This window comes from Agrobacterium sp. A3-95, from assembly GCF_053521785.1.
In genome coordinates, this window is record NZ_JBNWDR010000002.1 from 793,309 (window position 1) to 820,212 (window position 26,904).

20 protein-coding genes are annotated in these 26,904 nt (G+C 60.1%); 7 read left to right on the forward strand and 13 right to left on the reverse strand.

The window, feature by feature from the left end; all coding sequences use genetic code 11:
• Positions 1–135: 135 nt before the first annotated feature.
• The 3 genes from ACQZ5Y_RS09175 to ACQZ5Y_RS09185 are packed head-to-tail and all read left to right on the forward strand — an operon-like array spanning position 136 to position 5,607.
• Positions 136–900, forward strand: a complete 765-nt coding sequence (locus ACQZ5Y_RS09175; RefSeq protein ID WP_025595750.1) for an ImuA family protein — start codon at positions 136–138, stop codon at positions 898–900.
• Complete coding sequence (locus ACQZ5Y_RS09180) at positions 815–2,332, forward strand: Y-family DNA polymerase (RefSeq protein WP_174050421.1); 1,518 nt, start codon at positions 815–817, stop codon at positions 2,330–2,332. Before ACQZ5Y_RS09175 ends, ACQZ5Y_RS09180 begins: the two co-directional genes overlap by 86 nt.
• Positions 2,329–5,607, forward strand: coding sequence for an error-prone DNA polymerase (locus ACQZ5Y_RS09185; RefSeq protein ID WP_174050419.1), 3,279 nt, complete (start codon positions 2,329–2,331; stop codon positions 5,605–5,607). The genes ACQZ5Y_RS09180 and ACQZ5Y_RS09185 overlap by 4 nt, the downstream gene beginning before the upstream one ends.
• A 112-nt stretch (positions 5,608–5,719) precedes the next feature.
• Here the strand turns inward: ACQZ5Y_RS09185 and ACQZ5Y_RS09190 are convergent, their stop codons facing one another.
• Positions 5,720–6,658 carry an AraC family transcriptional regulator gene (locus tag ACQZ5Y_RS09190; RefSeq protein ID WP_003510708.1) on the reverse strand — a complete coding sequence of 313 codons (939 nt, stop codon included), beginning with the start codon at positions 6,656–6,658 and terminating at the stop codon, positions 5,720–5,722.
• A gap of 182 nt (positions 6,659–6,840) precedes the next feature.
• On the opposite strand from ACQZ5Y_RS09190, the gene ACQZ5Y_RS09195 reads away from it, so the two are divergent.
• On the forward strand, positions 6,841–8,058 hold the full coding sequence (locus tag ACQZ5Y_RS09195; protein WP_003510707.1) for an MFS transporter: 1,218 nt from the start codon (positions 6,841–6,843) through the stop codon (positions 8,056–8,058).
• Positions 8,059–8,185: 127 nt separating this feature from the next.
• Here the strand turns inward: ACQZ5Y_RS09195 and ACQZ5Y_RS09200 are convergent, their stop codons facing one another.
• The 5 genes from ACQZ5Y_RS09200 to ytfQ form a co-directional block, all read right to left on the reverse strand.
• Positions 8,186–8,920: a FadR/GntR family transcriptional regulator gene (locus tag ACQZ5Y_RS09200; RefSeq protein ID WP_013761497.1), complete on the reverse strand. Its 735-nt coding sequence runs from the start codon at positions 8,918–8,920 to the stop codon at positions 8,186–8,188.
• Between the two features lie 17 nt (positions 8,921–8,937).
• On the reverse strand, positions 8,938–9,918 hold the full coding sequence (gene yjfF, locus ACQZ5Y_RS09205) for a galactofuranose ABC transporter, permease protein YjfF (protein WP_003510704.1): 981 nt from the start codon (positions 9,916–9,918) through the stop codon (positions 8,938–8,940).
• Positions 9,915–10,958 (reverse strand): ABC transporter permease, encoded by a 1,044-nt coding sequence (locus tag ACQZ5Y_RS09210; protein ID WP_038493917.1) that lies wholly within the window; start codon positions 10,956–10,958, stop codon positions 9,915–9,917. The genes yjfF and ACQZ5Y_RS09210 overlap by 4 nt, the downstream gene beginning before the upstream one ends.
• Entirely contained in the window at positions 10,958–12,481 is a 1,524-nt protein-coding gene (locus ACQZ5Y_RS09215; protein WP_025595758.1) for a sugar ABC transporter ATP-binding protein, read from the reverse strand. The genes ACQZ5Y_RS09210 and ACQZ5Y_RS09215 overlap by 1 nt, the downstream gene beginning before the upstream one ends.
• Before the next feature lie 78 nt (positions 12,482–12,559).
• A complete protein-coding gene (ytfQ, locus tag ACQZ5Y_RS09220) occupies positions 12,560–13,519 on the reverse strand; it encodes a galactofuranose ABC transporter, galactofuranose-binding protein YtfQ (protein WP_003510698.1) in 960 nt (319 codons plus the stop codon).
• A 520-nt stretch (positions 13,520–14,039) separates the two neighbouring features.
• On the opposite strand from ytfQ, the gene ACQZ5Y_RS09225 reads away from it, so the two are divergent.
• Positions 14,040–15,851, forward strand: coding sequence for an IlvD/Edd family dehydratase (locus tag ACQZ5Y_RS09225; protein WP_003510695.1), 1,812 nt, complete (start codon positions 14,040–14,042; stop codon positions 15,849–15,851).
• Between the two features lie 270 nt (positions 15,852–16,121).
• Here the strand turns inward: ACQZ5Y_RS09225 and ACQZ5Y_RS09230 are convergent, their stop codons facing one another.
• The 7 genes from ACQZ5Y_RS09230 to ACQZ5Y_RS09260 form a co-directional block, all read right to left on the reverse strand.
• Positions 16,122–16,316 carry a hypothetical protein gene (locus ACQZ5Y_RS09230; RefSeq protein ID WP_013761494.1) on the reverse strand — a complete coding sequence of 65 codons (195 nt, stop codon included), beginning with the start codon at positions 16,314–16,316 and terminating at the stop codon, positions 16,122–16,124.
• Positions 16,317–16,474: 158 nt separating this feature from the next.
• Complete coding sequence (locus ACQZ5Y_RS09235) at positions 16,475–17,593, reverse strand: pyridoxal-phosphate-dependent aminotransferase family protein (RefSeq protein WP_174050417.1); 1,119 nt, start codon at positions 17,591–17,593, stop codon at positions 16,475–16,477.
• A gap of 3 nt (positions 17,594–17,596) precedes the next feature.
• Positions 17,597–18,382: an ABC transporter ATP-binding protein gene (locus ACQZ5Y_RS09240; protein WP_174050416.1), complete on the reverse strand. Its 786-nt coding sequence runs from the start codon at positions 18,380–18,382 to the stop codon at positions 17,597–17,599.
• Positions 18,379–19,182: an ATP-binding cassette domain-containing protein gene (locus tag ACQZ5Y_RS09245; RefSeq protein WP_019564598.1), complete on the reverse strand. Its 804-nt coding sequence runs from the start codon at positions 19,180–19,182 to the stop codon at positions 18,379–18,381. Before ACQZ5Y_RS09245 ends, ACQZ5Y_RS09240 begins: the two co-directional genes overlap by 4 nt.
• Positions 19,179–20,009, reverse strand: a complete 831-nt coding sequence (locus ACQZ5Y_RS09250; protein ID WP_038493908.1) for an ABC transporter permease — start codon at positions 20,007–20,009, stop codon at positions 19,179–19,181. The genes ACQZ5Y_RS09245 and ACQZ5Y_RS09250 overlap by 4 nt, the downstream gene beginning before the upstream one ends.
• A complete protein-coding gene (locus tag ACQZ5Y_RS09255) occupies positions 20,006–20,995 on the reverse strand; it encodes an ABC transporter permease (protein ID WP_038493905.1) in 990 nt (329 codons plus the stop codon). The genes ACQZ5Y_RS09250 and ACQZ5Y_RS09255 overlap by 4 nt, the downstream gene beginning before the upstream one ends.
• Before the next feature lie 9 nt (positions 20,996–21,004).
• The gene (locus ACQZ5Y_RS09260) at positions 21,005–22,615 is read right to left on the reverse strand and encodes an ABC transporter substrate-binding protein (protein ID WP_113555717.1); all 1,611 of its coding nucleotides are present in this window, start codon (positions 22,613–22,615) and stop codon (positions 21,005–21,007) included.
• Positions 22,616–22,990: 375 nt separating this feature from the next.
• On the opposite strand from ACQZ5Y_RS09260, the gene ACQZ5Y_RS09265 reads away from it, so the two are divergent.
• Both ACQZ5Y_RS09265 and ACQZ5Y_RS09270 read left to right on the forward strand, forming a co-directional pair.
• The gene (locus tag ACQZ5Y_RS09265; protein WP_174050415.1) at positions 22,991–25,699 is read left to right on the forward strand and encodes a DNA translocase FtsK; all 2,709 of its coding nucleotides are present in this window, start codon (positions 22,991–22,993) and stop codon (positions 25,697–25,699) included.
• Between the two features lie 91 nt (positions 25,700–25,790).
• Positions 25,791–26,867: an Ldh family oxidoreductase gene (locus tag ACQZ5Y_RS09270; RefSeq protein WP_003510674.1), complete on the forward strand. Its 1,077-nt coding sequence runs from the start codon at positions 25,791–25,793 to the stop codon at positions 26,865–26,867.
• Positions 26,868–26,904: the final 37 nt, after the last annotated feature.

The window sequence follows — 26,904 nt, forward strand, 5'->3', positions numbered from 1 at the left end:
GGCCGCAAGGCCATAATCCCTCTCTTCCTGCGCAAACCTGTTGAAGAACCGCACGGCATTGCTTGACTCTTTGCTGAAATAAGAACAAAACAGGAACAATAAAACTGAAAAACCGGAATTGAAACCTGTCATGCCATGCAAAAGCGCGCGGAACAGTTGCTCGTTGTCGAAGAGCTGCGTGAAAGGCTGGAAAGGATCGGTGGCGGTCCTCACCGCCTGCACGAGGCCTTGCCTTTCGGCGTGGATGCCATCGATCACCATTTGCCTGGAGGCGGGCTGAAGCTCGGTTGCCTGCATGAGGTGAGCGGCGGCGGCAATGGTGCCGCCGATGGTGCGGCAGCGGCGCTTTTTGCGGCCGGTGTGGCAGCAAGGCTGTCCGGCAAGGTCTTATGGTGTGTCACCCGCAGGGATCTGTTCATGCCGGGATTGACGCAGGCGGGCCTGTCGCAGAACCGGGTCATCATCGTCGAATGCCGCGATGAGAAAGGCGTGCTCGACTGTTTCGAGGAAGGCTTGCGCTGCAACGGTTTTGGCGCCGTGATGGGCGAGCTTGCGAAGTTGCCGATGAATGCCTCGCGACGGTTGCAACTGGCGGCGGAAACCTCTGGTGTCACGGGCATCGCCATCCGCCGCTTCCGGCGCCCGGCCGATGCGGCGTTGTTTGGCGAGCCGACGGCCGCTGTCACCCGCTGGCGTGTCTCTGTCCGGCCATCTTCGCCCCTGCCGGTGCCGGGGGTGGGCAGGCCACGCTGGTTTCTGGAACTTTTGCGATGTCGCGGCGGCGAAAGCGCTGCATTTGAAGTGGAAGCCTGTGATGCAAAGGGTCGTCTCGCTTTACCTGCCGACATGGTCGACGGATCGCTACCGGCGTCTTTCGGGGCAGAACGTGCCGCCGGTTGAAAAGCCGCTGGTCATGATCGGCCATCAGGGCAGCCGCCGCCTGGTGCTGGCGCTGAACAAGGCAGCAAAGGCGGCGGGCATCCGGCCCGGTACACCCGTCAGCAAGGCGCAGGCTTTGGTGCCGGGTCTCGTTGTCGAGGATCTGGATGCGGCGGCGGATGCCCGCGCCCTGCAACAGCTCGCTTTTCATTTCCTGCGTATCTATGCCCCAATCGTCGCCGCAGATCCGCCTGATGGGCTGGTGCTGGATACGGCAGGTGCGGACCATCTGCACGGCAATGAGACGCTGATGTTGAGCGGCATGGTGAACCGCCTGCATGCCGCAGGCTTCGCCGCCCGCGCTGCCATTGCCGATAGCTGGGGGGCGGCCCATGCGCTTGCCCGGTTTGGCCGTAAGGAGATCAGCATCGTATCGCCGGGCGGGCAGCGGGCGGCGATCAGCGAGCTGCCGCTGGCGGCGCTCAGGCTGGAGGAGCGTATCGTTTCCGGATTGAAGGTGCTCGGTTTTCGCACCATAGGCGAACTTGCCGAGGCTCCACGGGCGCCGTTGACCCTGCGTTTCGGCCCGGAAGTGGTCAGGCGGCTTACCCAGGCTTTCGGCGAGACTGGCGAACCTATCGAGCCGGTGCGCATTGCCGAACTGGTGGAGGTGCGCCGCGCCTTTCCCGAGCCGATCGCGGCGGCGGAGACAATTGCCCGCTATGTGCAAAAGCTGGTTGCTGAGCTTTGCGTCTCGCTGGAAAAGCGCGGCCTTGGCGCACGTCGCGTCGATCTGGTGCTGCACCGGGTGGATAGCGGCTTGCAGGCCGTGCGGGCCGGCACCTCCAGACCGGTGCGTGATGCCAAACAGCTTGTCCGGCTTCTGACCGACCGGATCGACACCATCGATCCCGGCTTTGGCATCGAGATGATGGTGCTGACCGCCACCCATGCCGAGCCGCTTATCGCCGCGCAGGCCCGGTCCTCGCTTCTGGAGGAAGGGCGTGCGGAAATCGCCGATACGGTCGATGTCATCCTCAATCGTGGCCACAGGGTCTATCGTTATGCGGCGGTGGCAAGCGACGTGCCGGAACGTTCTCTTGCCAGCGTTGCGGCGCTGGCACCTGAGGATACGCTCGGCTGGCCTTGCCACTGGCCGCGCCCGGTCAGGCTTTTTGCAAGGCCGGAACCCATCGAAACTCTGGCGCTGCTTCCAGATCATCCGCCGCGTTATTTCATCTGGAAAGGCGTGCGCCATAATGTGCGGCGCGCTGATGGGCCGGAACGGGTGTTTGGCGAATGGTGGAAACGCGACCGCGAAAAGGCCGCCGTGCGCGATTATTTCACTGTCGAAAACGAAAGCGGCGAGCGTTTCTGGATTTTCCGCTCCGGTGATGGCGAACATACCGAGACGGGCTCGCAGGGCTGGTTCATCCATGGGGTCTTCGCATGAGCACGCCGCGCTATGCCGAGCTTCAGGTGACCACGCATTTCTCCTTCCTGCGCGGTGCAAGTTCCTGTGATGAACTGTTCGAACAGGCAAAAAATCTCGGTATCGAGGCACTCGGCATCGTCGATCGCAATAGCCTTGCGGCCATTCCCCGCGCTTATGAAGCGGCCGATAATCATGGCATCCGGCTCGTCATCGGCTGCCGGCTCGATCTGGATGACGATCTTTCCGTGCTTGTCTATCCCATGGATCGCCCGGCTTACGGGCGGCTTTGCCGGCTGCTTTCCGTCGGCAAGAAGAGGGGTGGCAAGGGTAAGTGTCGGCTCACATGGGACGATCTCGTAGCTTATGGCGAAGGCCTTATCGTGGTGCTGCTCGCCGATCTGGCTGACGATCTCTGCGCGCTTCGCCTGCGCCGGTTGAAAGCTGCTTTTGCTGACCGGGCCTATATGGCGCTGAGCCTGCGAAGACGACCCAACGACCAGATGCGGCTTTTCGAATTGTCGAATATGGCTGCAGCCGCTGATGTGCCGACTGTTGTTACCAATGACGTGCTGTTTCATGTGCCCGAGCGGCGCATGCTGCAGGATGTCGTTACCTGCATCCGGCACAATTGCACCATTGACGAGGCGGGTTTCCGGCGCGAGCGGCATGCCGACCGCTATATGAAGCCGCCTCAGGAAATGCACCGGCTGTTTGCCCGCTACCCGGAAGCACTGGTCCGCAGCCTCGAAATCGCGAAGCGTTGCACCTTTTCGCTGAAGGAGCTGGTCTATCAATATCCTGAAGAGCGCAGCCTGCCGGGGCTGACGGCGCAACAGGCGTTGGAAAAGCTCGTCTGGGAAGCGGTGCCGGGGCGTTATCCGGATGGTCTGCCGGAGAAGGTCGAAAAGGCACTGCATCATGAGTTGGATGTTGTCGGCAGATTGCAATATGCGCCCTATTTCCTGACCGTGAGTGCTATCGTCCGACAGGCTCGCAAAATGGATATCTTGTGCCAAGGACGCGGTTCTGCGGCAAACTCGGTTATCTGTTTTGTACTTGGTATCACTGCCATTGATCCTGCTCGTTTCAGCAATCTCGTCTTTGAACGTTTCGTTTCCGAAAACCGGGGTGAACCGCCTGATATCGATGTGGATTTCGAGCATCAGCGGCGTGAGGAAATTATTCAATGGGTCTACAAAACCTATGGCCACGATAAAGCCGCGCTTTGTTCAGTCGTTACCCGCTATCGTGGTCGAGGGGCATTGCGAGATGTTGGTAAAGTACTAGGTCTGCCAGAAGATCTGACCAAACTTCTATCCTCGCAGGTCTGGCGCTGGAGCGAGGGCGTTGGCGAAAAACAGGTCAAGGAATTGAACCTCAATACAGAGGATCGTCGCCTGCAACTCGCTTTTGAATTAGCCAACCAGCTTGTTGGCACGCCACGCCATCACAGTCAGCATCCCGGCGGCTTCGTGCTTTCCCATGATCGGTTAGATGAGCTCGTCCCGATTGAACCAGCTGCCATGAACGATCGACAGATCATCGAATGGGATAAGGATGATATCGATATCGTGCGGTTCATGAAAATGGATTGCTTAGCGCTTGGAATGCTCTCCTGCATGAAGCGTGGCTTCGATCTGTTGGAAGCGCGTACTGGAGAGAAATACGATCTCGCTGCGATGCCGCCGAATGATCCTGCAACATTTGCAATGATTCAAAAGGCAGACACGCTAGGCACTTTCCAGATCGAAAGTCGGGCGCAGATGTCAATGTTGCCCCGTTTGAAGCCCGTCGAATTTTACGATCTTGTAATTCAGGTCGCTATCGTTCGTCCCGGTCCCATTCAGGGAGATATGGTCCATCCATATTTGCGGCGCCGTCAGGGAAAAGAGCCCGTTCGATATGAAAAACCAGAGCTTAAAAATATTCTCGAAAAGACGCTGGGTGTCCCGCTATTCCAAGAGCAGGCCATGAAGATTGCCATCGACTGCGCCGGTTTTTCTCCCGGCAAGGCGGACCAGTTGCGCCGCGCGATGGCGACTTTCAAGAATGTCGGCACGATCTCCAAGTTCCAGCAGGATTTGATCGATGGCATGGTGGAACGCGGCTATGACGAGGACTTCGCCAAACGCATCTTCAAACAGCTAGAAGGGTTCGGCAGTTATGGTTTCCCGGAAAGCCACGCGGCGTCCTTCGCGCTGATTGCCTATGCTTCCGCATGGCTGAAGTGCCATCATCCGGATATTTTCTGTGCCTCGCTTCTGAATTCGCAGCCCATGGGCTTTTACGCCCCGGCGCAGATCGTGCGCGATGCGCGCGATCATGGGGTGGAGGTTCGCCCGGTTTGCGTCAACAACAGCCGTTTTGATTGCACGCTGGAGCCCACGGGCAAGAAGAATGCGAACGATAAAGAGCGCTACGCCGTGCGGCTTGGCCTGCGCATGGTGAAGGGGCTTTCCAACGATCATGCAGCAAAAATCGTCGCCTGCCGTCAGGATCGCGATTTCGTTTCCGTGGACGATCTCTGGCGGAGGGCAGGTGTTCCCGCCGCTGCCCTAGTCTGTCTCGCCGAAGCCGATGCCTTTCTGCCGTCGCTGTCGCTTTCCAGACGCGAGGCGCTGTGGGCCATCAAGGCGTTGCGGGATGAGCCGCTGCCGCTTTTTGCTGCCGCTGCCAGTCGGGAAAACGCTGTGGTGGATGAGCTTTCCGAACCCTCCGTCGCGCTGCGGCCCATGACTGATGGCGGCGAGGTGGTGCAGGATTATGGCCATGTGGGGCTGACCCTGCGCGAACACCCCATGTCCTTCCTGCGGCGCGATCTTTCCCGCCGGCGCATTGTCAGCTGTGCGGAGGCGGTGCGCGTCCGTGATGGCACGTGGCTGGAAACGGCGGGGCTGGTTCTGGTGCGCCAGCGCCCAGGCTCGGCAAAGGGAGTGATCTTCATGACTCTGGAGGATGAGACGGGTATTGCCAATGCGGTTCTGTGGGTAAAGACCTTCGAAAAATACCGGCGCGTGGTGCTTTCCGCCGGGATGGTCGGCATTTACGGCAAGATCCAACGGGAAGGCGAGGTGGTGCATCTGGTCGCCCACCGGCTGACCGATCTGTCAGAGGCGCTGGCAAGCGTGGGTGAGCGCAACCACCCCTTTCCTCTGCCGCATGGGCGCGGCGACGAGTTCCACCACGGTATTCCGCCGGACGATCATCGCAACATCAGGAAACGTCCACCGCCTGCGACCCAGGATGGAGATGAGGTGGAGCGGATAAAGGTCATTTCCCGCAATTTCCATTAGAGCATTTCCAGTAAAAGTGCGTAGCGGTTTTACGTCCGGAAAATGCGTAAAAACAAAGAGATAGAGCGCGTCAAAAGTTTCCGTTTAAACCGGACGTGCTCTAAGATGCGCTCTATGCCGCATCTTCCAGACCAGATGTGTCCTTCCTGCGGAACTGGCTGGGCGGCGCGCCGATCACGCGTTTGAAGGCGCGGCTGAAGGATGCCTCGGAATCGTAGCCGAGCTTTTCCGCCGCCAACGTGACACGCATACCCTCGCGCAGCCACAGTCGCGCCTGATGCATGCGTACGCGAACGACATAACGGGCTGGGCTTTCACCCACCACACGGGTGAAGCGTTCTGCAAAACTCGAGCGGGATGCACCCATCAGGGAGGCAAGCTCTTCCACGCTCCAGTCTTTCTCGGGGGTAAGGTGGATCGCTGCAAGCACCCGTCCGAGTTCGGGATTGCGCACGGCGGCAAGCCAACCGCTGGAATCGCCGCAACCATATTCTACCCATGTGCGGATCAGTGTTGCCGTCAAGACATCGGCAAGCCGCGCCAGAATGCCACCGGCACCAACGCGGTTCAGTTCCACTTCGCGCGCCATGGCTTCCAGGAGATGCGGAATGGCCGGATCGCTTTTGGCGAGATCGCTGGTCAGCATCACATCCGGCATCAGTTGCAAAAGCGGATGCAGATTATCCATGTTGAAACGCATCGAGGCGGTAAAGGCTACCGTGTCGCCGCCGGCACCGGCACATTCCATGTCGAAAATGCCCTGACACACTTCCTTTTTACCGAACCGGTCGAAGAGGGCAGGCGTTACATCCTCGCCGCTGCCCAGCACATGGGCGTGGCCACGGGGAAGAAGCACTGCATCGCCGCACGTAAGCGTTAGCCATTCTCCGGAAGGTTTGCGTAATTTTGCCTGGCCCACGCCGATAAAATGAAACCGCGCCGCCTCCTGCTCGGGAAAGGCCGTCGCCCAGGGCGTTGCCATGCGGCAGCGGCCATATTCCACGCCGTCAAGCCGCAGACCACGCAGCATTTCCGTCAATGCATCATTCATGGCAACTCACAAATTCGGACGTTTGGTTAAGGAATGCGGATTTTTTAGCATGGAAACGCCGAGCTGTCACGCGTAGCTTACGACCATCGATTTGTGAGGCGACGCACCGGGCTCCCACCGGCTTCATCGTTTTGCCATTCCGTTTCAGGGCTCGTTCCCAGAATGCGCATCAGGAGATTTTCATGAATAACCGAACAATCAACGAACTTGAATATGCGCCACACAGACAAGAGCCGGATGCGAAGTGGGCGGCGGTGGTTTCGCTTTCGCTCGGTGTCTTCGGGCTGGTAACGGCGGAATTCCTGCCGGTCAGCCTTCTGACGCCACTGTCGACCGATCTCTCCATCAGCTCCGGCATTGCCGGCCAATCCATCACCGTCACGGCACTGGTCGCAGCGGTTGCCGGTCCCGGCGTCGTCATCGGCACGCGCAGCATTGATCGCCGGTGGACCCTGCTTGGCCTCACGACGTTGCTGATCATTTCCAGCACATTGGCCGCTTTTGCCAACGGTCTTTTCATGCTGTTTACATCGCGCGTTTTGCTCGGCATCGGCCTCGGCGGCTTTTGGGCCATGTCGGCGGCGCTGGCGCTAAGGCTTGTTCCGCTGGATAAGATGCCGCGCGCCATGGCCATCATCCTAACCGGCGTTTCGGTTGCCACCGTTTGCGCAGCCCCTGTCGGAGCGTGGATCGGCGCGACGCTTGGCTGGCGTGCGGCCTTTGCCGTCGCCGGCGTGCTGGGTGTCATCGCACTTGTCGTGCAGTTGCTCACCGTTCCCTCGCTGCCGCCGGCCGGTGCGCCCGGCCTGTCCACCATGTTCCGGCTATTGCAGCGCCCGCAGGTCAGGATCGGCCTTCTGACGACGCTATTCATCGTCGCGGGCCACTTCGCCGGCTTCACCTATGTTCGCCCCTTCCTCGAAGACGTGCCGCAGCTTGGCGTCGAAGCAATCTCGCTCGTTCTTCTGGCTTACGGCGTGGGCGGTTTTTTCGGTAATCTCTTCGGCGGCTTCCTCGCTGAGAAGAACACGGCATGGGCCGTGACGTTTGCCGCCACCCTGATTGCCGCATCCGCTTCCGTGCTGGTGATTGCCGGTGCATCTCCCGTTGTCGCTGGCTTTGCCATTGCCTCCTGGGGTTTCGCCTTCGGTGCGCTTCCTGTCAGCGTGCAGAGCTTCATCACCCGCGTCGCCTCAGACGAGGCCGAAAGTGCAGGCGCGTTGCTGCTCACCACCTTCCAGATCGCCATTTCCAGCGGCGCTGTTCTGGGCGGACTGCTGATCGACCTTCAGGGTGCGACGATGGTCTTCGTTTTCGTCAGCATTGCAGCACTCCTCGGCGCATCGCTCATGGCATCGCGCCGTGGCGTGGTGCCGCAGATTGAAGCGTCGCAGGGGTAAGATACTTGCCGGAAGAAAAAGGGCCCGCATCCGTGCGGGTCCGAATTTTATGATGAAAAGCCACCCCCTCCGTCATGCCGGCATCAGGCCCGGGGTGACAGAAGGGATGTCGATAGGCTTTTCGCCTTCAAGGCGTCTTGATTGCCTTTCGCGTCCGGTCCTTGCCGACCTCGATTACATGGCGCATGGCTTTCACGGCGGCGTCCGCATCACGGGCGGCGATGGCGTGCACGATCCGCAGATGGTTTGCGGCGATCTCGGCGATGGTTCCGGGCGACGAGGCCGGGGATGAAAGCTGGAATGAGATCGCAAGGGCGGCCTCGATCAGCCCGCTTGCCGAACGCATGAACGGATTGCCTGACATGTGCGCCACGGCGAGGTGGAATTCGAGATCGACCTTGGCGATGGTTTCCGGGGTATGCTGCGGATTGTCGAATTTGGCGGCAATCACATAAAGGGAAACGATATCGTCATTCGATGCCTGAAGCGCGGCAGCTGCCGCCGCCGCCGGTTCGAGCGCGAGGCGGATTTCCGCCAGATGTGTAACGAATTCCTGGTCTATCCCGGCTTCGCAGCGCCAGCCCAGCACATCCGGGTCAAAGAAGTTCCAGCTCGAACGGTCGAGAACGCGGGTGCCGACCTTTGCCTTGGGTTCGACCAGCCGCTTGGCCGCCAGCGTCTTCATCGTCTCGCGCAATACGGTGCGCGAGACCCCGAAACGGAGAGACAGTTCGGCATCGTTAGGCAGCAGGGATCCTTCCGCAATCCTGCCCGAGACGATGGCGCTGCCGAGTTCGGAGACCACATGCGCGTGGCTGTTCCGGCGTTTTCGCCCGCTTATCGTCGTTTCGAGCAGCCCCAATAAAGCCTCCGTGTTGGTTATGCCGGATGTGGTCCGGCCAGTCTCCTGTTTGAATACCAGATGATTGCGCGCTGCAACACGATGAAGACAAAAAGCAGCACGCCAATAACGATTTTGGTCCACCAGGATGACAGGGTTCCGTCAAAAACGATGTAGGTCTGGATCAACCCCTGGATCAGCAGTCCGACGAAGGTTCCCGCCACCAGCCCCATTCCACCCGTCAGAAGCGTTCCGCCAATGACAACAGCTGCAATAGCGTCCAGCTCCACGCCCACCGTCGCCAAGGAATAACCCGACGAGGTGTAGAGCGTGTAGACGATGCCGGCGAGGCCGGACAGGAACCCGGAAAGCGCGTAGATGCCGATTGTCGTTGTACCGATCGGCACCCCCATTAGTTCGGCCGATTGCGGGTTACCGCCAAGTGCGTAGACATTCGCGCCGAAGCGGGTGCGGCTGGCAATCAGCATGCCGGCGGCAAAGACGAGAAGCATGACAATAGCAAGTGCTGTCAGCCTGCCGCCGCCGGGAAAGCGGAAATAAAATCCCTGTATCGCATCGATGAAGGGATGCGAGATCGGTACGGATTGCGTCGAGATCAGATAGGCCGCGCCACGCGCCAGGAACATACCCGCCAACGTCACCACGAATGGCGGGATCGACAGGAAGCGTATCATCGCCCCCATCAGGCAGCCGAACAGCGTCGAGATCACGAGCACGATGGCGAAGGCCAGCAGCGGGTGAATATTATAGGTGCCGACCATGACAGCCACGAAAACGCTGGTGAAGGCGATGACGGAGCCGATGGACAGATCGATACCACCCGACAGGATCACGAAAGTCATGCCAACGGCAGCGATGCCGAGAAAGGCATTGTCGGTCAATAGATTGCCGATCACCCGCGTCGACAGGATCGCTGGATATTGCAGCACGCACAGAAGATAGGCGATGAGGAAGATCGTCAGTGTGGTGAGGAACGGAAGATTGCGGCTGTGGATCATCGCGCGGTACCTTCCTTGGTCATTCCGTTGGCCGTGGCCGGTTTTGCGTGTGGCTTTGGCGTTTTGACAAAGCCCAGAACCGCCATGATTGCCGGCGATTGCAGCGTGAGCACCACCATGATGATGCCAGCCTTGATGATGAGGTTGAATTCCGGCGGGAAACCGGAGACCAGAATGCCGGTATTGATGGTCTGGATGATGAGCGCGCCGATCAGCGATGCGGTGATGGAGAAGCGGCCGCCATTCAGCGATGTACCACCGATCACCACCGCCAATATGGCGTCCAGTTCCAGCCACAGCCCGGCATTGTTGGCATCCGCGCCGCGAATGTCGGCGGTCACGATCATGCCGGCGATGGCCGCGCAGAGACCGGAAACGGCGTAGACGAAAAACAGGAGGAAGCGTGCCCGCACACCGGCAAGTGCCGCCGCGCGGCGATTGATGCCGGTTGCCTCAATCAGAAAGCCGAGCGCGCTCTTGCGCACCAGAAGGCCGATTACCAGCGCCGCCGCCACCCAGATGATGACGGGCAGGGGAATGCCTGCGAAGGAGCCGGAACCGATGGCGGAAAAGCTGTCGTCGTTGAAGGTGAGAATGACACCTTCGGTGATGAGCTGGGCGATGCCGCGCCCCGCCACCATCAGGATCAGCGTGGCGATAATCGGCTGGATGTCGAGAAGGGCGACCAGCACCCCGTTCCACAGGCCGCAGGCAATGCCGACAGCAAGCGAGATGGCGATGACGGTTGGGATGGAATGGCCGTTGCTGATGAGTGTTGCAGCCACCGCGCCACAAATGGCGATAACAGCACCGATCGACAGATCGATGCCCTTGGTAGCGATCACCAGCGTCATGCCAATGGTCAGGAGCGCCACGGGTGCGGCACGCACGAGAATATCCATCAGACTGCCGTAAAGCCTGCCGTTCTGGAACGAAACATGCAGGAAGCCCGGCGAAACGATTGTAATCGCTGCCAGAATGACGAAGAGGGCGATCAGTTGGGGAGCAAGCCTTTTCAGGCGCCGTGTCACAGCCACCATCATGCCGCCTCCGTTCTGGCCGCATCCGCAATTGCCCGCATGATGTTGTCGGCCGTCACCTCGCCGCCCTTCAATTCGCTGACATGCCGGCGGTCGGACAGCACGACGACCCGGTGGGCAACGGCGGTCAGTTCTTCCAGTTCGGACGAGATGACGACGAGCGACATGCCCTCGGTGCAGAGTTTTTCGATCATTTTGAGGATTTCCGCATGGGCGCCGATATCGATACCACGGGTCGGCTCATCGAGGATAAGAAGCCGGGGATGGGTTGCAAGCCAGCGCGCCAGAATGGCTTTCTGCTGGTTGCCGCCGGACAGGAATTTTATCGGCCGGTCAGGATCGGCCGGGCGGATGTCGAGGGATTTGATGAAGCTTTCGGCCAGTTCCACCTTCTGCCGGCGCGAGAGCGGTCGCGCCCACCCTTGGCGGGCCTGGAGAGCCAGAGCAATATTGTCGGTCACGGAAAAGTCGCCGATGATACCGTCAGTCTTGCGCTCCTCCGGGCAGAAACCGAACCCGGCCGTGATTGCGGCCTCAGGCGAAGAAAGAGCGATGGTCTTTCCGTCTATCGTGGCCTTACCGGTATCGGGCTTGTCGATGCCGAACAGCAGGAAAGCCGTTTCCGTTCGTCCCGACCCCAAAAGACCGGCGACGCCGACGATCTCTCCCGGACGAATGCCGAGGTCGAAGGGGGCGATGCTGCCGCGTTTGCCGTACCCCTCGAAACGGATCGGCGGTTCGCCCTCGGCAACCGTGTCGTCAGTGGCCTGATGCTCGTGGGTGATGTGCTGAAGCTCGCGACCAAGCATCATCGCAATGAGTTCGGACCTCGGCAGGTTGCCGATGTCGCGCGTGCCAACGAGGCGGCCGTTGCGCAAAACCGTGACACGGTCTGCGATATCGTAGACCTGGTTTAGGAAGTGGGTGATGATGACGATGCCGATGCCGCGGGCGCGCAATTTTCGCAGCACGCCGAACAGCATCTCGACCTCATGGGCATCGAGGCTGGCTGTCGGCTCGTCCAGCACCAGCACCTTGCCGGAAAGATCGACGGCGCGGGCAATGGCGATGATCTGGCGGATAGCCACGGAATAGCTGGAAAGCAGGGCGTTGACGTCGATCGAAAGCCCGTATTGGGACAGCAGCGCCTGCGATTGTCTCTGCATCGAGGCTCTGTCAATGAGCCCGAAGCGATGCGGTTGGCGGCCGAGAAAGAGGTTTTCAGCAACAGTCAGATTTTCGAGAAGGTTTACTTCCTGATAGACGGTGCCGATACCGAGGGCCTGCGCTTCGCCGACATTGGTGGGCGATATCTCGCTACCTTCCAGAAAGATGGAGCCGCTGTCGCGGTGGTAAACGCCGGTCAGTATCTTGATGAGTGTTGATTTCCCCGCGCCGTTTTCGCCGAGAAGCGCGTGAATTTCACCGCGCCCGAGCGAAAAATCGACGCCGTCCAGCGCCGTTATCCCGAGAAAGGATTTACCGATGGCGCGTGCTTCCAGAAGTGGTGCCGTTTCGGACATTGCGCAGGCCCTGCATGAAAGAAGCTGTGACGGAGCGGCACGCATGACATGCCGCTCCTTCCGAAGATAAGGGGTCTATTAGTAGCCCAGACCCTTCTTCGCCTCGTAGACCTTCATCGGGTCGTCAGACGCCGTGTAGAGCTTGGATTCGGTCTGAATCCACTTCGCCGGTGCCTTTTTGTCTTTCAGATAGGCTTCGAGAGCGTCGAAGGCAGGACCGGCCATGTCAGGTGTCAGTTCCACCGTCGCATTGGCTTCACCGGCGGCCATGGCCTTGAAGATGTCAGGTACGGCATCGATGGACACGACCTTGATGTCGGATCCCGGCTTCAGGCCGGCTTCCTTGATCGCCTGGATCGCGCCGACGGCCATGTCGTCATTGTGAGCGTACACGGCACAGATATCCTTGCCGCCGCCTTCGGCCTTGATGAAGCTTTCCATCACTTCCTTGCCCTTGGTACGGGTGAAGTCACCCGTCTGCGAGCGCACGATCTTGATGTTCTTGTGCGAAGCGATGGCTTCTTCGAAGCCCTTCTTACGGTTGATGGCGGGCGAAGAGCCGGTCGTGCCCTGCAATTCGACAACCTTGCAGTCCTTCGCGCCGACATCCTTGACGAGCCAGTCGCCGGCAACCTTGCCTTCGTGAACCTGATCCGAGGTGACCGCGGTCAGGTAAAGATCATCCGGCGCTTCGATCTGGCGATCGAGCAGGATGACAGGGATTTTTTCTTCCTTTGCTTCCTTCAGCACGGCGTCCCAGCCGGTTGCGACGACAGGTGCGATCAGGATCGCATCGACGCCCTGCGCGATGAAGCCGCGAACGGCCTTGATCTGGTTTTCCTGCTTCTGCTGTGCGTCGGCGAATTTCAGCGTAACGCCGCGCTTTTCGGCCTGCTGCTTGGTGACAGTGGTTTCAGCGGCGCGCCATCCGGATTCGGAGCCGATCTGCGAGAAGCCGACGGTCAGCGATTGTGCGGAAACACTGGATGCAAGGCATGCGGAAACGGCGACAGTGATTGCCGCAAGAGCTTTTCTCATCTTATCCTCCCAGAAATGATGTCAGCGTGACGACGTCACTATGAGCATATAGTAATACTCTTGAAAAGGGGTTTTTTAGCGGATTTCCAATTCACGTCATGCCGATTTTATGGAGGTACAGCATTAAACAATTACAAATCAATGGCTTATTGTGTGTATTCTAATTTCTGCGCCGTGCAAAACTCGCCCGCAATATAGTCTGATCCGGCTTGACAGGCCGCGCCGCTATCTAATAGTAATACAAATAAGCAAGTCAGGTCGTGACGGAATGTGGGGCCTCGGGTCAGTTACAATCCGGCAAGGCAGGGAGGGAAGAGGCCATTGCGCAACGTCGGTATGGTCGTAAACACCGAAAAATATTCGGCTAAAGCTGAAGAACGGCTCCAGGTCACTCGTCTGGCGCTCGTCTGTCGGTTATGCGTGCTTCCGAGAAGCTGATTCCATTTTCCTTGCGCACAACATAAGCTTGTCGCATTTCGTAATATTTTACCGTTGGCCACTTCCGGCTGGAGACCGCATCATGACCAAATCCGACAATCTGCCCGCAACCCAAGGCAAGCTTCGTTCGCGCGCGTGGTTCGATAACCCCGCAAACGCTGATATGACCGCGCTTTATCTCGAGCGTTACATGAACTTCGGTCTCAGCCAGGCCGAGCTTCAGTCCGATCGCCCTATCATCGGCATCGCGCAGACCGGCTCGGACCTTTCGCCCTGCAATCGCCACCATCTGGAGCTGGCGCATCGCCTGCGCGAAGGCATTCGTGAAGCGGGCGGCATTGCCATTGAATTTCCGGTGCATCCGATACAGGAAACCGGCAAGCGCCCGACGGCGGGTCTCGATCGCAACCTCGCCTATCTCGGCCTCGTGGAAGTGCTTTACGGCTATCCGCTCGACGGCGTTGTTCTGACCATCGGCTGCGACAAGACCACGCCTGCCTGTCTTATGGCGGCGGCCACCGTCAACATTCCGGCCATCGCCCTTTCCGTCGGCCCCATGCTGAACGGCTGGTTCCGTGGCGAGCGCACCGGTTCCGGCACCATCGTCTGGAAAGCGCGTGAACTGCTGGCCAAGGGCGAGATCGATTATCAGGGCTTCGTCAAGCTCGTCGCTTCTTCCGCACCTTCCACCGGCTATTGCAACACCATGGGCACGGCGACGACGATGAACTCGCTTGCCGAAGCACTCGGCATGCAGCTGCCCGGCTCGGCCGCCATTCCGGCGCCTTACCGCGACCGTCAGGAAATATCCTATCTCACCGGCCTTCGCATCGTCGAAATGGTCAAGGAAGACCTTAAGCCTTCCGACATCATGACCAAGGATGCCTTCATCAACGCCATCCGCGTCAACTCGGCCATCGGTGGCTCCACCAACGCGCCGATCCATCTGAACGGCCTAGCACGCCATGTCGGCGTTGAACTGACGGTCGATGACTGGCAGACCTACGGTGAAGACGTGCCGCTGCTCGTCAACCTGCAGCCGGCCGGTGAATATCTCGGCGAGGATTATTACCATGCCGGCGGCGTTCCGGCTGTCGTCAACCAGCTGATGACCCAGGGGCTCATCATGGAAGACGCCATGACCGTGAATGGCAAAACCATCGGCGACAATTGCCGTGGTGCCATCATCGAAGACGAAAAGGTCATCCGTCCCTATGACCAGCCGCTCAAGGAGCGCGCCGGTTTCCGTGTTCTGCGCGGCAACCTGTTCTCCTCTGCCATCATGAAGACGAGCGTGATCTCGGAAGAATTCCGCAAGCGTTATCTCTCGAACCCGAACGACCCGGAAGCCTTCGAAGGCCGTGCCGTGGTGTTCGACGGTCCGGAAGATTACCATCACCGCATCGACGATCCGTCGCTGAAGATCGACGCCAACACCGTTCTCTTCATGCGCGGTGCCGGTCCGATCGGTTATCCGGGTGCGGCAGAAGTGGTGAACATGCGTGCGCCTGACTATCTCTTGAAGGAAGGCGTCAATTCGCTGCCCTGCATCGGTGACGGCCGCCAGTCCGGCACGTCTGGCAGCCCGTCCATCCTCAACGCTTCTCCGGAAGCAGCGGCAGGCGGTGGTCTGGCCATCTTGCAGACGGGTGACCGCGTTCGTATCGATGTGGGTCGTGGCAAGGCCGACATCCTGATTTCCGGCGAGGAACTGGCCAAGCGTTACGAAACGCTCTCCGCCGAGGGCGGCTTCAAGTACCCCGATCACCAGACGCCATGGCAGGAAATCCAGCGCGGCATCGTCAGCCAGATGGAAACCGGCGCGGTTCTGGAACCGGCCGTGAAGTATCAGCGCATTGCCCAGACCAAGGGTCTGCCGCGCGACAACCACTAAGGCAGGGTCGTTTACGGCTCTTTGATGGAAAGGGCTTTGCCCTTTCCATCGTCATGCCCGGACTTTGTCCAGAGCATCTGCAAATATTTGATTGTTCGAGATTTTGTAAATCCTCGGGTTAAGCCCGAGGATGACGTCGCATATGTTTAAAGTGTACGTCACGGATCGACTGTTTGACCGTGTCTGAGGCTACGCTGAACACATTTCGGCTCAAGGTCGCAGGACGGGAAAACGACGTTCCAATCGCCCCGTCAGCCTGCGCTTAAAAACTTAAATCACAGGATAAAGGGACCAGAAGAACAGTTCGTATTCCTGATCACGGTCGTCATCGTTGGACTGGTCGTCCGGTCTGCGTGGCGTCCTGTCCTGCAAATCCTTCTCGACCCGCTCGTTTATGGCGGGCGTTCTTCGGCCGATGCCAAAGAGGTCAAAGGAGAGCATGTTGAACCCTGCTACCATGGCCATTTCCCTTCTTCACGCGAGTTAACAGTGCGTTAAGTTTCGCGCGTTGCCATGATTTCGTCAAGATTGACCAAGGAATTTGTCTACCATTTTTAACAACAATGGCGTGACTGACGTTCCGCCAGCACCCGATTTCGCGCAACGAACGTTTATCGGCGCTGTCAGAGTCGCTTCGAGGAGGTGCCGGAATAGCTTTTTTCGGCCGCTTCCAGCGCGGAATCGGTATCTGCGGCATGGCCGAGGCTTTTCAGGGCGCTTGAAACAGCGGTTATATTGGCTTGCACCGAATCCGGATTGGCGCGCCGGCCGGTGTGATTGAGCCTTATCAGCCGTTCCGCACCGGGGCCGACACCGCCCGAGACATCCGCACCTTGCTCCCTGGACGCAGCCACCAGAAATGCGCCGGTATCCACCGTGTCCGGCAAGATCGCCGTCGAAACCAGAGCAGACGCGTCAGTCTCCTCCACCCACGTCGACATGCCAAGGGCCTTGATGCCGTTACGAGTGGCTGTCGCCGCTCGTTCGTGGCGTTCATTGGCGGATGCCAGACCCTCTGCCTCTATCCGGTCGAGTGCCGCCTCCAGCGCATAGAATTCCAGCGGCGCAGGTGTTCCCGGGAGCGCGCCGCGGCCGGTATCGAGCCAGAGTTTCTTCTGGTCGAGAAGTGAAAGCATGGAGTTTTCAGGTGCATTGCCATGTGAAAGAAGTTTCCAGGCACTTTCGCTGACGGAGATGGCGGATAAGCCGGCCGGGCCTGCCAGCGCCTTTTGCGGGCCGATGACCGCAATATCTATGCCGAGCTGGTCAACCTCGAAGGCATGGCCGCCGATGGAAGCGACGGCATCGACGACCGTGACGATGCCTCTGTCTTTGGCGAGCGCGGCAATGGCGGGCAGGGGGTTGAGAATGCCGCTTGCGGATTCCGCGTGCACGATAGCGAGAAGATCAAAACCTGGCCCTTCGTCCAGCGCTCTCTCGACCTCGTGAAGTGATATCGGCTTTGCCGGAGCGGTGGTCAGGTTGCGAACCGTTGCGCCGCCACGCTCCAGCCAGCCACCAAACCACGCGCCATAGGGACTAGTGACGATATTGAGCGCTCTCAGACCAGGCCGCGCGAGGCTGGTGGCCGCAGCTTCAAGCGCAAGCACTGCTTCCGCCTGTACCAGAAGCACATCGTTATTCGTGCTCATCAGCGCCGCCAGCCGGTCGGCGAGAGCGGCGTAACGGTCTGCTGGAAAGGCGGGCGGGTCGAGCAGCAATGCGTAATCCGGGGCGGGCATGTCTTATCCTTGCGTGGTGGTGGTCAGGCGCGGCGCAGCCTCGATCAGGGTTCTGGCGGTCGAGGATTGCGGCGTGGAAACGATGTTTGCTGCCCTGCCGATCTCGACGATCCGACCCGCCTCCATGATGGCGACGCGGTGGCAGACGGCGCGGATGACCGCGAGGTCGTGGGAAACGAAAATACAGGCGACGGCCGTCTCTCGCTGTATTTCGACCAGCAGTTCGAGAATTTGCCTGCGTACGGAGACATCGAGCGCTGAAACGGCCTCGTCCAGAATGAGAAGGGATGGTCTGAGTGCGATGGCTCTGGCAATTGCCACGCGCTGCCGCTGGCCGCCGGAAAGCTCGAACACCGAGCGGTCAGTATAGCTGGCGGGCAGCCCGACTCGCTCGAGAAGGCGGCGGATTTCCGCCGGGCGTTCGCGTCGTTCGACGATGCGATGAATACGCAGCGGTTCGCCTATGGCATCCTCGACGCTGGCGCGCGGGTTGAACGCGCCATGCGTATCCTGAAACACCATCTGCATATGCCGCCGCGCCGCGCGCAGTTCACCGCCATCAAGCGCCAGCCAGTCGCGAGTTTCAAAACGGACCGTGCCTTCGTCGGCCGGGATCAGCCGCATCAGGATGCGTGCCAGTGTGGATTTTCCGCAGCCGGAGGGGCCGGCAAGCCCAAGCGTCTCGCCGGGCTGAAGCGAAAAGGATATATCGGACAGTGCTTCCACCGTGCGTGCGCCGGTCCGGTAGGTTTTCGAGAGGTTCTCTACGCTCAGAAGGGCTTCGTTCATGATGCGGCCTCATTGATCAGAGGCGGTGTCGAAAGGTCGAGATAGTCGGAGAGCAGTGCGCGCGTATAGTCGTGCGCAGGCGCGGATAACACCCGCCTGGTGGTGCCGTGCTCCACCAGCCGTCCGGCATGCAGAACGGCGATCTCGTCGGCAAGGCCGGAAGCAAGACCAATATCATGGGTGATGAAGACCAGCGTTCTTTCTTCTTCACGCACCAGCCCATCCAGCAGTGCGGCAATGGCGGCCTGGCTTACCGTGTCGAGCGCGCTTGTCGCCTCGTCGGCGATCAGGATTGCGGGGTGCGCGGCAATGGCGGCTGCAATCGCCACACGCTGTCTTTGCCCGCCGGAAAGCTGGTGCGGATAGGCGCCGAGGAGATGGGTGGGATGCGGCAAACGCACCCGTTCCAGAAGGTCGCGGGCAAGATCTCGTGCCTGCTTCCATGAAAGGCCCAGATGCCGCACAGCGCCTTCCGCCACCTGTTCACCGATGGTGAGAACCGGGTTCAGCGTCGCACCGGTATCCTGGAAAATATAGCCGATATCGCGGCCCGGCTGCGGCCTGTCTGTGAAAAGACCGCTGTCGCGGCTCCAGGAAATATCGCCGGAAACCCGTGCGCTCACAGGCAGAAGCCCGGCAATTGCCTTGGCGAGCGTCGATTTGCCAGAACCGCTTTCGCCGATGATCGCCAACCTTTGTCCCTGCCGGATCGTCAGCGAAATATCCTGCAGCGCCGGTCCGTCGCCGGCCGCATAGCGGACGCTGAGATCGTCGATCCTGCAGAGTGCATTGCCGCTCATGGCGTTTCTTTCCTCGTCGCCATCGCTTTGTTGATTCCCTCCGCGAGAAGATAGACGCCGAGAACCGTGACCAGAAGACCGATGCCGGGGATGACAGAGAGAAACGCCGCCGAGCGCAGGACGTTGCGTCCTTCCGCGATCATCGAACCCCAGGTGACGATATTCGGATCGCCGAGGCCGAGGAAGGACAATGCCGCCTCGGTTAAGATAGCGGCAGCGACGATGATGGCGGCGAGCGCCAGAACCGGCGGCAGCGCATTGGGAAGTATTTGCCGAAACGCGATCTCCAGCGGATACATGCCGATGGCGCGGGCGGACTGCACGTAATCCCGCTCGCGGATACTCAACACCTGCGCCCGCATCAGTCGTGCTGGATCCGCCCAAGCGCCAAGCGCAATCGCAAGGATGACGATGGGCATGGATGGGCCGATGGTGCTGACGAAGGCGAGCGCCAGAAGGAAATTCGGCACGATCTGGAAGGCGTCGGTAACACGCATCAGCGCCTCATCTACGAGGCCACCGGCAAATCCGGCAATTGTGCCGACGACGGTGCCGATCATGAGGGCGGCAGCGGCAGCGCCGATGCCGACGAGCAGGGATGCCTGCGCACCGTGGGAAAGTCCCGCCAGTACATCGCGGCCCAACCGGTCGGTGCCGAGGGGGAAGGCGGCGTCGGAGAAGGGCGCGATGAGCGGCTCACCGACGATCGACAGCGGGTCACCGGGAAACAGAAGGGGAGCGGCGAGCGCTGTCACAGCTAGCAGTGTCAGGATGATGGCGCCTGCTGCACCTTCGAAACTGCGCAGGAGCCGGAGGGTGAAACTCATGTCTGTTGCTCCCCGCTGCCGATGCGCGGATCGAACACGGCATAGAGAATATCAACGACGAGATTGATCAGGATAACGAAAACGGCACTTGTCAGAATAATGCCCATCAAGAGCGGTGTGTCGCGGCCGCTGACGGCTTCCTGCGCAAGCCGGCCAAAACCGGGAATCGCAAAAACGCTCTCGATCACCACGCTGCCGCCGAGCATGGTTGCCGCTTGCAGGCCAAGCACGGTGACGAGGGGCAGTGCGGCGTTGCGTGCGACATGGCGCAGCACGATCCGCCGTCTCGAAAGCCCTTTGGCCTTGGCGAAGAGTACGAAATCCAGCGGCCAGACCGCCGCCATGGCAGTACGCATGACACGCAGGAAAAGCGCCAGATAGATCAGGCCGAGACTGGCGACCGGCAGGACAAGATGGCGGGCAATATCGAGCGCCCTTGCAAATCCCTGTTTTCCGGATGCGATGGTTTCGATGCCGGATGTTGGCAGCCACCTCAGTTGCACGGCAAAGACGATGGCGAGCACAAGGCCGAGCCAGAACCCCGGCGTGGCGTAGAGCGCCAGCGACAGGGCCGAGAGTACCCGGTCGGTCAACCCGCCGGGATGGGCGCCCGCCAGGATGCCGAGCGCGGTGCCGGTGATGAAAGCAAGTGCGGTGGCACTGCCCATCAGGAGCAGCGTGTTCGGCAGCCGTTCGAGTATCAGCCCCAGCACCGGTCGGTCAAACGCAAGCGACCAGCCGAAATCGAGTCGCAGCACCGAGCTGGCGTAAAGCCAGAAGCGGGCCAACACCGAACCGTTCAGACCATATTGCTCGCGCAGGGCATCCCGCAGTCCGGCGTCGCCGCCACCGATGGAGACGAGATAGGCGTCAACCGCGTCACCGGATGCGTTTTCAAGCAGCACGAAGGTAAAGACTAGAACGATCAGCAGCACTGGAATGGCGCTGATCACCCTTCGCCGTAGCAATGTCGCCGCGCGCCTCACGGCGCTTCCTCAGGTGCCGACCACCGTATCCGCCCAGTTGGAAACGGCCCAGCGTGGATTGCTGGCGACGTGTTTGACAGTATCGCGCGCAACCGTGATGAAACCCCATTCGGCGACATTGATCAGCGGCAGATCGGCGGCGACCTGCTTCTGGAAATCCTTGTAGAGTACCGTGCGGGCTGCCGTGTCCACGGTTTCCGCCGCCTTGTCGATCAGTGCATCGAGCGCCTTGTTCTCATAGCCTCCCTGATTGGAGAAGCCGACGCCGGCTGGAATGCCGGAGCGAACGAGAATGGTGGTGGAGATCGCCGGATCGCCACGGAAGACCGGGGGCGCGATGGCGAGATCGAAGGCATGGTCGGTATAGACGGCCTTCTGGTGCGCGGCGGCATCATTGTTGACCAGCTCAGCATCGATGCCGATTTCCTGTAGCGCCTGGCGAAGATAGGAACCGAATTGCTTGGTTTCATTGAAGTAAGGGGCCGGCAAAAGCTTCAGTGAAAATCGCGTTCCGTTCGCTCCGCGTGCATAACCCGCCTCGTCCAGCAGGGCGTTCGCCTTGGCGACGTCGAAATCGTATGTCTCGACGTCTCCCGTGTAAAACTGGGGTGCATTTTTCGGTACGGGGCCGGTCGATGCTGTGGCGTAACCGAGGAAGACCTTGTCGATGACGAATTTCTTGTCGATGGCGTGGGCGATCGCCTTCCTGACCTTGAGGTCGGCCAGCTCCTTGCGGCGGTGGTTAATTTCCACGACGAGCTGATAGGTGAGGGCTTCGTAACCCTCCGGGATGACCTTGATGCCCGGCTCCTTCGCGATGCGGGCAAGATCGGCAAGCGGCACGGCGGAAAAGGCAGCGAGGTGGATTTCTTCGGCTTCAAGCGCAGAAGCGGCGCCCGCCCGGTCGGGCAGAACGCGATAGATGATCTCATCGAGTTGCGGCTGGTTCTTGCCCCAGTAATTGGGATTGCGAGTCAGGCGGTAATATTCGCCGGGCTTATATTCCGCAAAAACGAAAGGTCCGGTGCCGACTGGTTTCGTATTGGCCGGATTGGTGGCGATATCGTTGCCTTCATAAAGATGTTTCGGCACGACGCTGGTGACAACCGGCAAAGCGTTGCGGATGAGCTGGAAGGGTGTCGGCTTGGAGAAGCGGAAAATGGCCGTGTGGTCATCAGGCGTATCCACTTTTTCAAGATTGGCAAAGACCAGCCGCCCAAGGTTTTGCAGCGGCTTCCAAACAGAAAGTGCGGAAAAGGCCACATCTGCAGAGGTGAAGGGTTTGCCGTCATGCCAGGTCACTCCTTCGCGCAGCTTGAACGTGGCACTCAAACCGTCCTCCGATCCATGCCATTCCGTCGCAAGCCTTGGTTCCAGCCCGTCCCTGCCATTGAAGGAGGCTTCCGCCAGCGGCTCAACGATCTTGCTCGAGATATAGAACACGCCGTTGGAGGCAACGATGGCCGGGTTGAGGTTCTTCGGCTCCGAATCGGCCGCAACGATCAACCGCCCACCGGGCTTTGACTGCTGCGCGGCGGCAATGCCCGCAAGTCCGGTGGTTGCGGCAAGAAGGAGCGAGGTTTTGAGAAGCGAGCGGCGGGACAGGTGGACAGGCGACATGAGGTTCACTCCGGAATGAGGGCGGGCGGGCCTTTCCGCTGGGCCGCGGCCTGCCCGATCTTAAGACTGCAACCGCAGCAGTGTCCACGTTAATTCACGGGCTTTACAGCAATGATTTTACGTTGCGCGACCGCTTGCGGAAACAATATGCTTCAAGGCGTCACTCCCCTTTTCTTAAGCCGCGCCGGTTGCCGTAAAACGGCGATGAAAAAATGATTTAACGCAATAAATATAGAGGCTTGGAGTGCCGATTCCTTGCTGGTGCATGTCACGTCTCACCTGTGGCTAAAGCGAAATTCTGCCTGCGTGACCCGGTTTGGAAAGGGGTAATTAACCTTTATTTTCTATTTCAGGGAGACCGAAATATGTACGTTTATGATGAGTGTGCACGCTGCCATGAGCTTCTCCCGATCCAGATTCCAGAATTCGTCCAATAGCGTAGGGGAGGGGAGCGATAAGGCTCGTCATGCCGGCGGCAAGGCCGTTGCCGGTCAGGAGCAGGCCGCGGCAATGAAGGCGGGTGTTGTGCCCCGGCCGAATGCCGATGTCAGTGCTGCCGACGCCATCGAAGGCCGCGCTGAAATGCCGGGCTGGCAGAATGCTTTCGTGCTTGGCCCGAATGTGCGTTTCACCCGCACGCCGGAAAGCGCCTTTAGCCGGCGCATGCCGGTCGAGACGCCGCATCTTGCGGAAGAGGAGGCACCCGCCGACATCCTGTCTGTAACTGCCGGGCCTGAGATGGTCGTGCAGCCGGAGGCTGCTGTACAGGAGCCTGCACTTGCGACGGTCGTAAAGTCGCCGGAGCCGCGCATTCAACCGCCACGCATGCCGTTTCTGCCGCAGCCGCCGGATGCGCGGGGCGCAAGGGCGCTGACCTACAAATTACGACTGGAGCTTGCGCGCAAACAGGCGGAAGAAGCCGCTGCAGCAGCGCTGATGCCGCCTCAGCCGGTTGACGCAGCCGCCGTCTTCGAAGCGCCGGTACCGGGAAACGATTCACCTGTTCAGCCGCTGCCCGCCGCGTCGGTTGCATCTGTTGAACAGGTTGCAACGCCGCAGGCATCCATTCCCGCCTTTGCCGCCCATCTGCCGGATGAGCTTTTCTGGGAAGTGATGACGCTCGATCTGCCGGATGACGCCGGCGAAGGCCTTCCCGCATCTGCGCGCACCGTTCTCGCAAACCCGTTGCTGACGGCGCCTGCGATTGCCCCGACGCTGGCATCCGCATCTCCGGTCGCACCGGCAATCCGGCTTTCGGCCGTACCGCCCGTCATCAGGATTCCGGGTGGTTCAGCGATCAGGCTTTACCGCGAAATCGGCGTGCATCATCCTGCAATTCCAGCTCCAACTCAGGTCGTTGAACCAGAGATCGCTCCGCAGCCGGTCGTGGAGACGGTCGCAGTTGCTGAGCCGCAGAGGCCTGTTGAGCAGGTTCAGGTGGCGGAAAGAATCGTTGCCGAGCCGCGTTTCACGCCCCGCGCGCCCATCCAGGCCTCGCAGCCGATGTTCCGGGAAGCGCCGGTCTTTGCAGACGGCGAATATGAATACCCCTCCATCGATCTTCTGCAACAGGCCCGCGTCCAGCAGACCACGACCATGACGCCGGAGGCGCTCGAGCAAAGCGCCGGCCTGCTGGAAAGCGTGCTGGAGGATTTCGGCATCAAGGGTGAGATCATCGATGTGCGCCCCGGCCCAGTTGTGACGCTTTACGAATTCGAGCCCGCCCCCGGCGTGAAGTCCTCGCGCGTTATCGGCCTGTCGGACGATATCGCCCGCTCGATGTCGGCGCTCTCGGCGCGTGTCGCCGTCGTGCCCGGCCGCAATGTCATCGGTATCGAGCTTCCCAATCCGGTGCGCGAGACGGTCTATCTGCGCGAGCTTATCGAAGCGACCGATTACAGCGAGACCCGCCAGAAGCTGGCCCTTTGCCTTGGCAAGACCATTGGCGGCGAACCTGTCATCGCCGAACTGGCGAAGATGCCGCATCTGCTCGTTGCCGGTACCACCGGTTCAGGCAAGTCGGTCGCCATCAACACCATGATCCTGTCGCTGCTCTACCGGTTGAAGCCGGAGGAATGCCGGCTGATCATGGTCGATCCCAAGATGCTCGAGCTTTCGGTCTATGACGGCATTCCGCATCTTCTGACCCCTGTCGTCACCGATCCGAAGAAGGCGGTCATGGCACTGAAATGGGCCGTACGCGAAATGGAAGACCGCTATCGCAAGATGTCGCGTCTCGGTGTGCGCAATATCGACGGTTACAACGCAAGGGCCGCTGCCGCCCGCGCCAAAGGGGAAACCGTGTTCTGCAACGTGCAGACGGGCTTCGACCGCGCAACCGGCGAAGCTGTCTACGAGCAGGAGGAAATGGACCTCACCGCCATGCCCTATATCGTCGTCATCGTCGACGAGATGGCCGACCTGATGATGGTCGCAGGCAAGGAGATCGAAGGCGCGATCCAGCGTCTTGCGCAGATGGCGCGCGCTGCCGGTATCCATCTCATCATGGCCACCCAACGCCCCTCGGTCGATGTCATCACCGGCACGATCAAGGCCAACTTCCCCACCCGCATTTCCTTCCAGGTGACCTCGAAGATCGACAGCCGCACCATCCTTGGCGAACAGGGTGCCGAACATCTGCTCGGCCAGGGCGACATGCTGCACATGATGGGTGGCGGCCGCATCTCCCGTGTCCACGGTCCGTTCGTGTCGGACGAGGAAGTGGAAAAAGTCGTGGCGCATCTGAAGACCCAAGGTCGGCCTGAATATCTCGGCACCGTTACGGAAGACGCCGACGAGGCTGACGACGAGGCGGAAGAGGAAACGGCGGTCTTCGACAAGACATCGATGGGCGACGACGATAGCGACGATCTCTATGAAAAGGCCGTTAAGGTAGTGATGCGCGACAAGAAATGCTCCACCTCCTATATCCAGCGCCGCCTGTCGATTGGATACAATCGTGCCGCCTCCCTGGTCGAGCGCATGGAGCAGGAAGGCATTGTCGGTCCCGCCAACCATGTCGGCAAGCGCGCCATCATCGCCGGTGAGCGCGACACCTACGAGGCGATTGGCGGCGACGACTGATTGATCCATTCGGGGCGCGATATTCGATTGCAAAAACGCGCCCCGTGACTAGCTTGTGCGGCATGGATTCTGGAATCGGGAGGTTCCCCTGATGTCGCACAGCAATGAAAATGTCACCGTCCTCGCAAGGCTGGATGAACTGGAGCGGTTTTGCCGTTCCGTTTTCCTGGCTGTCGGCACCGATGATGAAACCGCCGATGCGGCGACCCGCGCCATGATGCATGGCACACGGCTGGGCGTAGACAGCCACGGCGTTCGGCTTCTTGCTCACTACATCGCAGGACTTGAAGGCGGGCGTCTCAATCCGCGGCCGCAGATCAGCCGCGTGTCCGGTTTCGGCGCGGTGGAGACGATCGATGCCGACCATGCCCATGGCGCCCGCGCTACCTATGCGGCCATGGACAGCGCCATGGCGCTTGCTGGGAAATTCGGCATCGGCGCCGTTGCGATCAGGAATTCCTCGCATTTCGGCCCGGCCGGCGCTTACGTGCTGGAGGCGGCGCGGCAGGGGTATATCGGCATTGCCTTTTGCAACTCCGACAGTTTCGTGCGCCTGCATGACGGCGCGATGCGTTTCCACGGCACCAACCCCATTGCAGTCGGCGTGCCGGCAGCCGATGACATGCCCTGGCTTCTGGACATGGCCACCAGCGCCGTGCCCTATAACCGAGTTCTGCTTTACCGCAGCCTGGAACAGCAATTGCCGGAAGGAGTTGCGTCTGATGGCGACGGTATCGACACGCAGAACCCCAATGCCGTTGAAATGCTGGCTCCGCTGGGCGGTGCCTTCGGTTTCAAGGGAGCGGCGCTTGCGGGAATGGTGGAAATCTTTAGCGCCGTTCTCAGCGGCATGAAGCTCAGTTTCGATATCGCCCCAATGTCGGGGCCAGATTTTTCCAAGCCGCGCGGGCTTGGGGCCTTCGTCCTGGCGTTGAAGCCGGAAGCCTTTCTTGAACGCGAAGTGTTCGACGAGGGCATGAAACGCTATCTCGAGGTACTGCGGGGATCGCCAGCGCGGGAGGACTGCAAGGTCATGGCGCCGGGCGATCGGGAATGGGCGGTAGCGGCAAAGCGGGAGAGGGAAGGCGCACCTGTCGATCCCGTCACGCGTGCTGCGTTTTCGGAACTTGCGGCAAAATTCTCGATCATTCCGCCCGCATATCACTAAGACGGGGCGTGTCGGTAACGGCGCTTGCCGCCGCCAT

Bases quoted from the DNA above. Each gene is read 5' to 3' on its own strand.
- ACQZ5Y_RS09175 (WP_025595750.1), top strand. From the start codon at position 136: ATGCAAAAGCGCGCGGAACAGTTGCTCGTTGTCGAAGAGCTGCGTGAA.
- ACQZ5Y_RS09180 (WP_174050421.1), top strand. From the start codon at position 815: ATGCAAAGGGTCGTCTCGCTTTACCTGCCGACATGGTCGACGGATCGC.
- ACQZ5Y_RS09185 (WP_174050419.1), top strand. From the start codon at position 2,329: ATGAGCACGCCGCGCTATGCCGAGCTTCAGGTGACCACGCATTTCTCC.
- ACQZ5Y_RS09190 (WP_003510708.1), bottom strand. From the start codon at position 6,658: ATGAATGATGCATTGACGGAAATGCTGCGTGGTCTGCGGCTTGACGGC.
- ACQZ5Y_RS09195 (WP_003510707.1), top strand. From the start codon at position 6,841: ATGAATAACCGAACAATCAACGAACTTGAATATGCGCCACACAGACAA.
- yjfF (WP_003510704.1), bottom strand. From the start codon at position 9,918: ATGATCCACAGCCGCAATCTTCCGTTCCTCACCACACTGACGATCTTC.
- ACQZ5Y_RS09210 (WP_038493917.1), bottom strand. From the start codon at position 10,958: ATGGTGGCTGTGACACGGCGCCTGAAAAGGCTTGCTCCCCAACTGATC.
- ACQZ5Y_RS09215 (WP_025595758.1), bottom strand. From the start codon at position 12,481: ATGTCCGAAACGGCACCACTTCTGGAAGCACGCGCCATCGGTAAATCC.
- ytfQ (WP_003510698.1), bottom strand. From the start codon at position 13,519: ATGAGAAAAGCTCTTGCGGCAATCACTGTCGCCGTTTCCGCATGCCTT.
- ACQZ5Y_RS09225 (WP_003510695.1), top strand. From the start codon at position 14,040: ATGACCAAATCCGACAATCTGCCCGCAACCCAAGGCAAGCTTCGTTCG.
- ACQZ5Y_RS09230 (WP_013761494.1), bottom strand. From the start codon at position 16,316: ATGGCCATGGTAGCAGGGTTCAACATGCTCTCCTTTGACCTCTTTGGC.
- ACQZ5Y_RS09235 (WP_174050417.1), bottom strand. From the start codon at position 17,593: ATGCCCGCCCCGGATTACGCATTGCTGCTCGACCCGCCCGCCTTTCCA.
- ACQZ5Y_RS09240 (WP_174050416.1), bottom strand. From the start codon at position 18,382: ATGAACGAAGCCCTTCTGAGCGTAGAGAACCTCTCGAAAACCTACCGG.
- ACQZ5Y_RS09245 (WP_019564598.1), bottom strand. From the start codon at position 19,182: ATGAGCGGCAATGCACTCTGCAGGATCGACGATCTCAGCGTCCGCTAT.
- ACQZ5Y_RS09250 (WP_038493908.1), bottom strand. From the start codon at position 20,009: ATGAGTTTCACCCTCCGGCTCCTGCGCAGTTTCGAAGGTGCAGCAGGC.
- ACQZ5Y_RS09260 (WP_113555717.1), bottom strand. From the start codon at position 22,615: ATGTCGCCTGTCCACCTGTCCCGCCGCTCGCTTCTCAAAACCTCGCTC.
- ACQZ5Y_RS09265 (WP_174050415.1), top strand. From the start codon at position 22,991: ATGATGAGTGTGCACGCTGCCATGAGCTTCTCCCGATCCAGATTCCAG.
- ACQZ5Y_RS09270 (WP_003510674.1), top strand. From the start codon at position 25,791: ATGTCGCACAGCAATGAAAATGTCACCGTCCTCGCAAGGCTGGATGAA.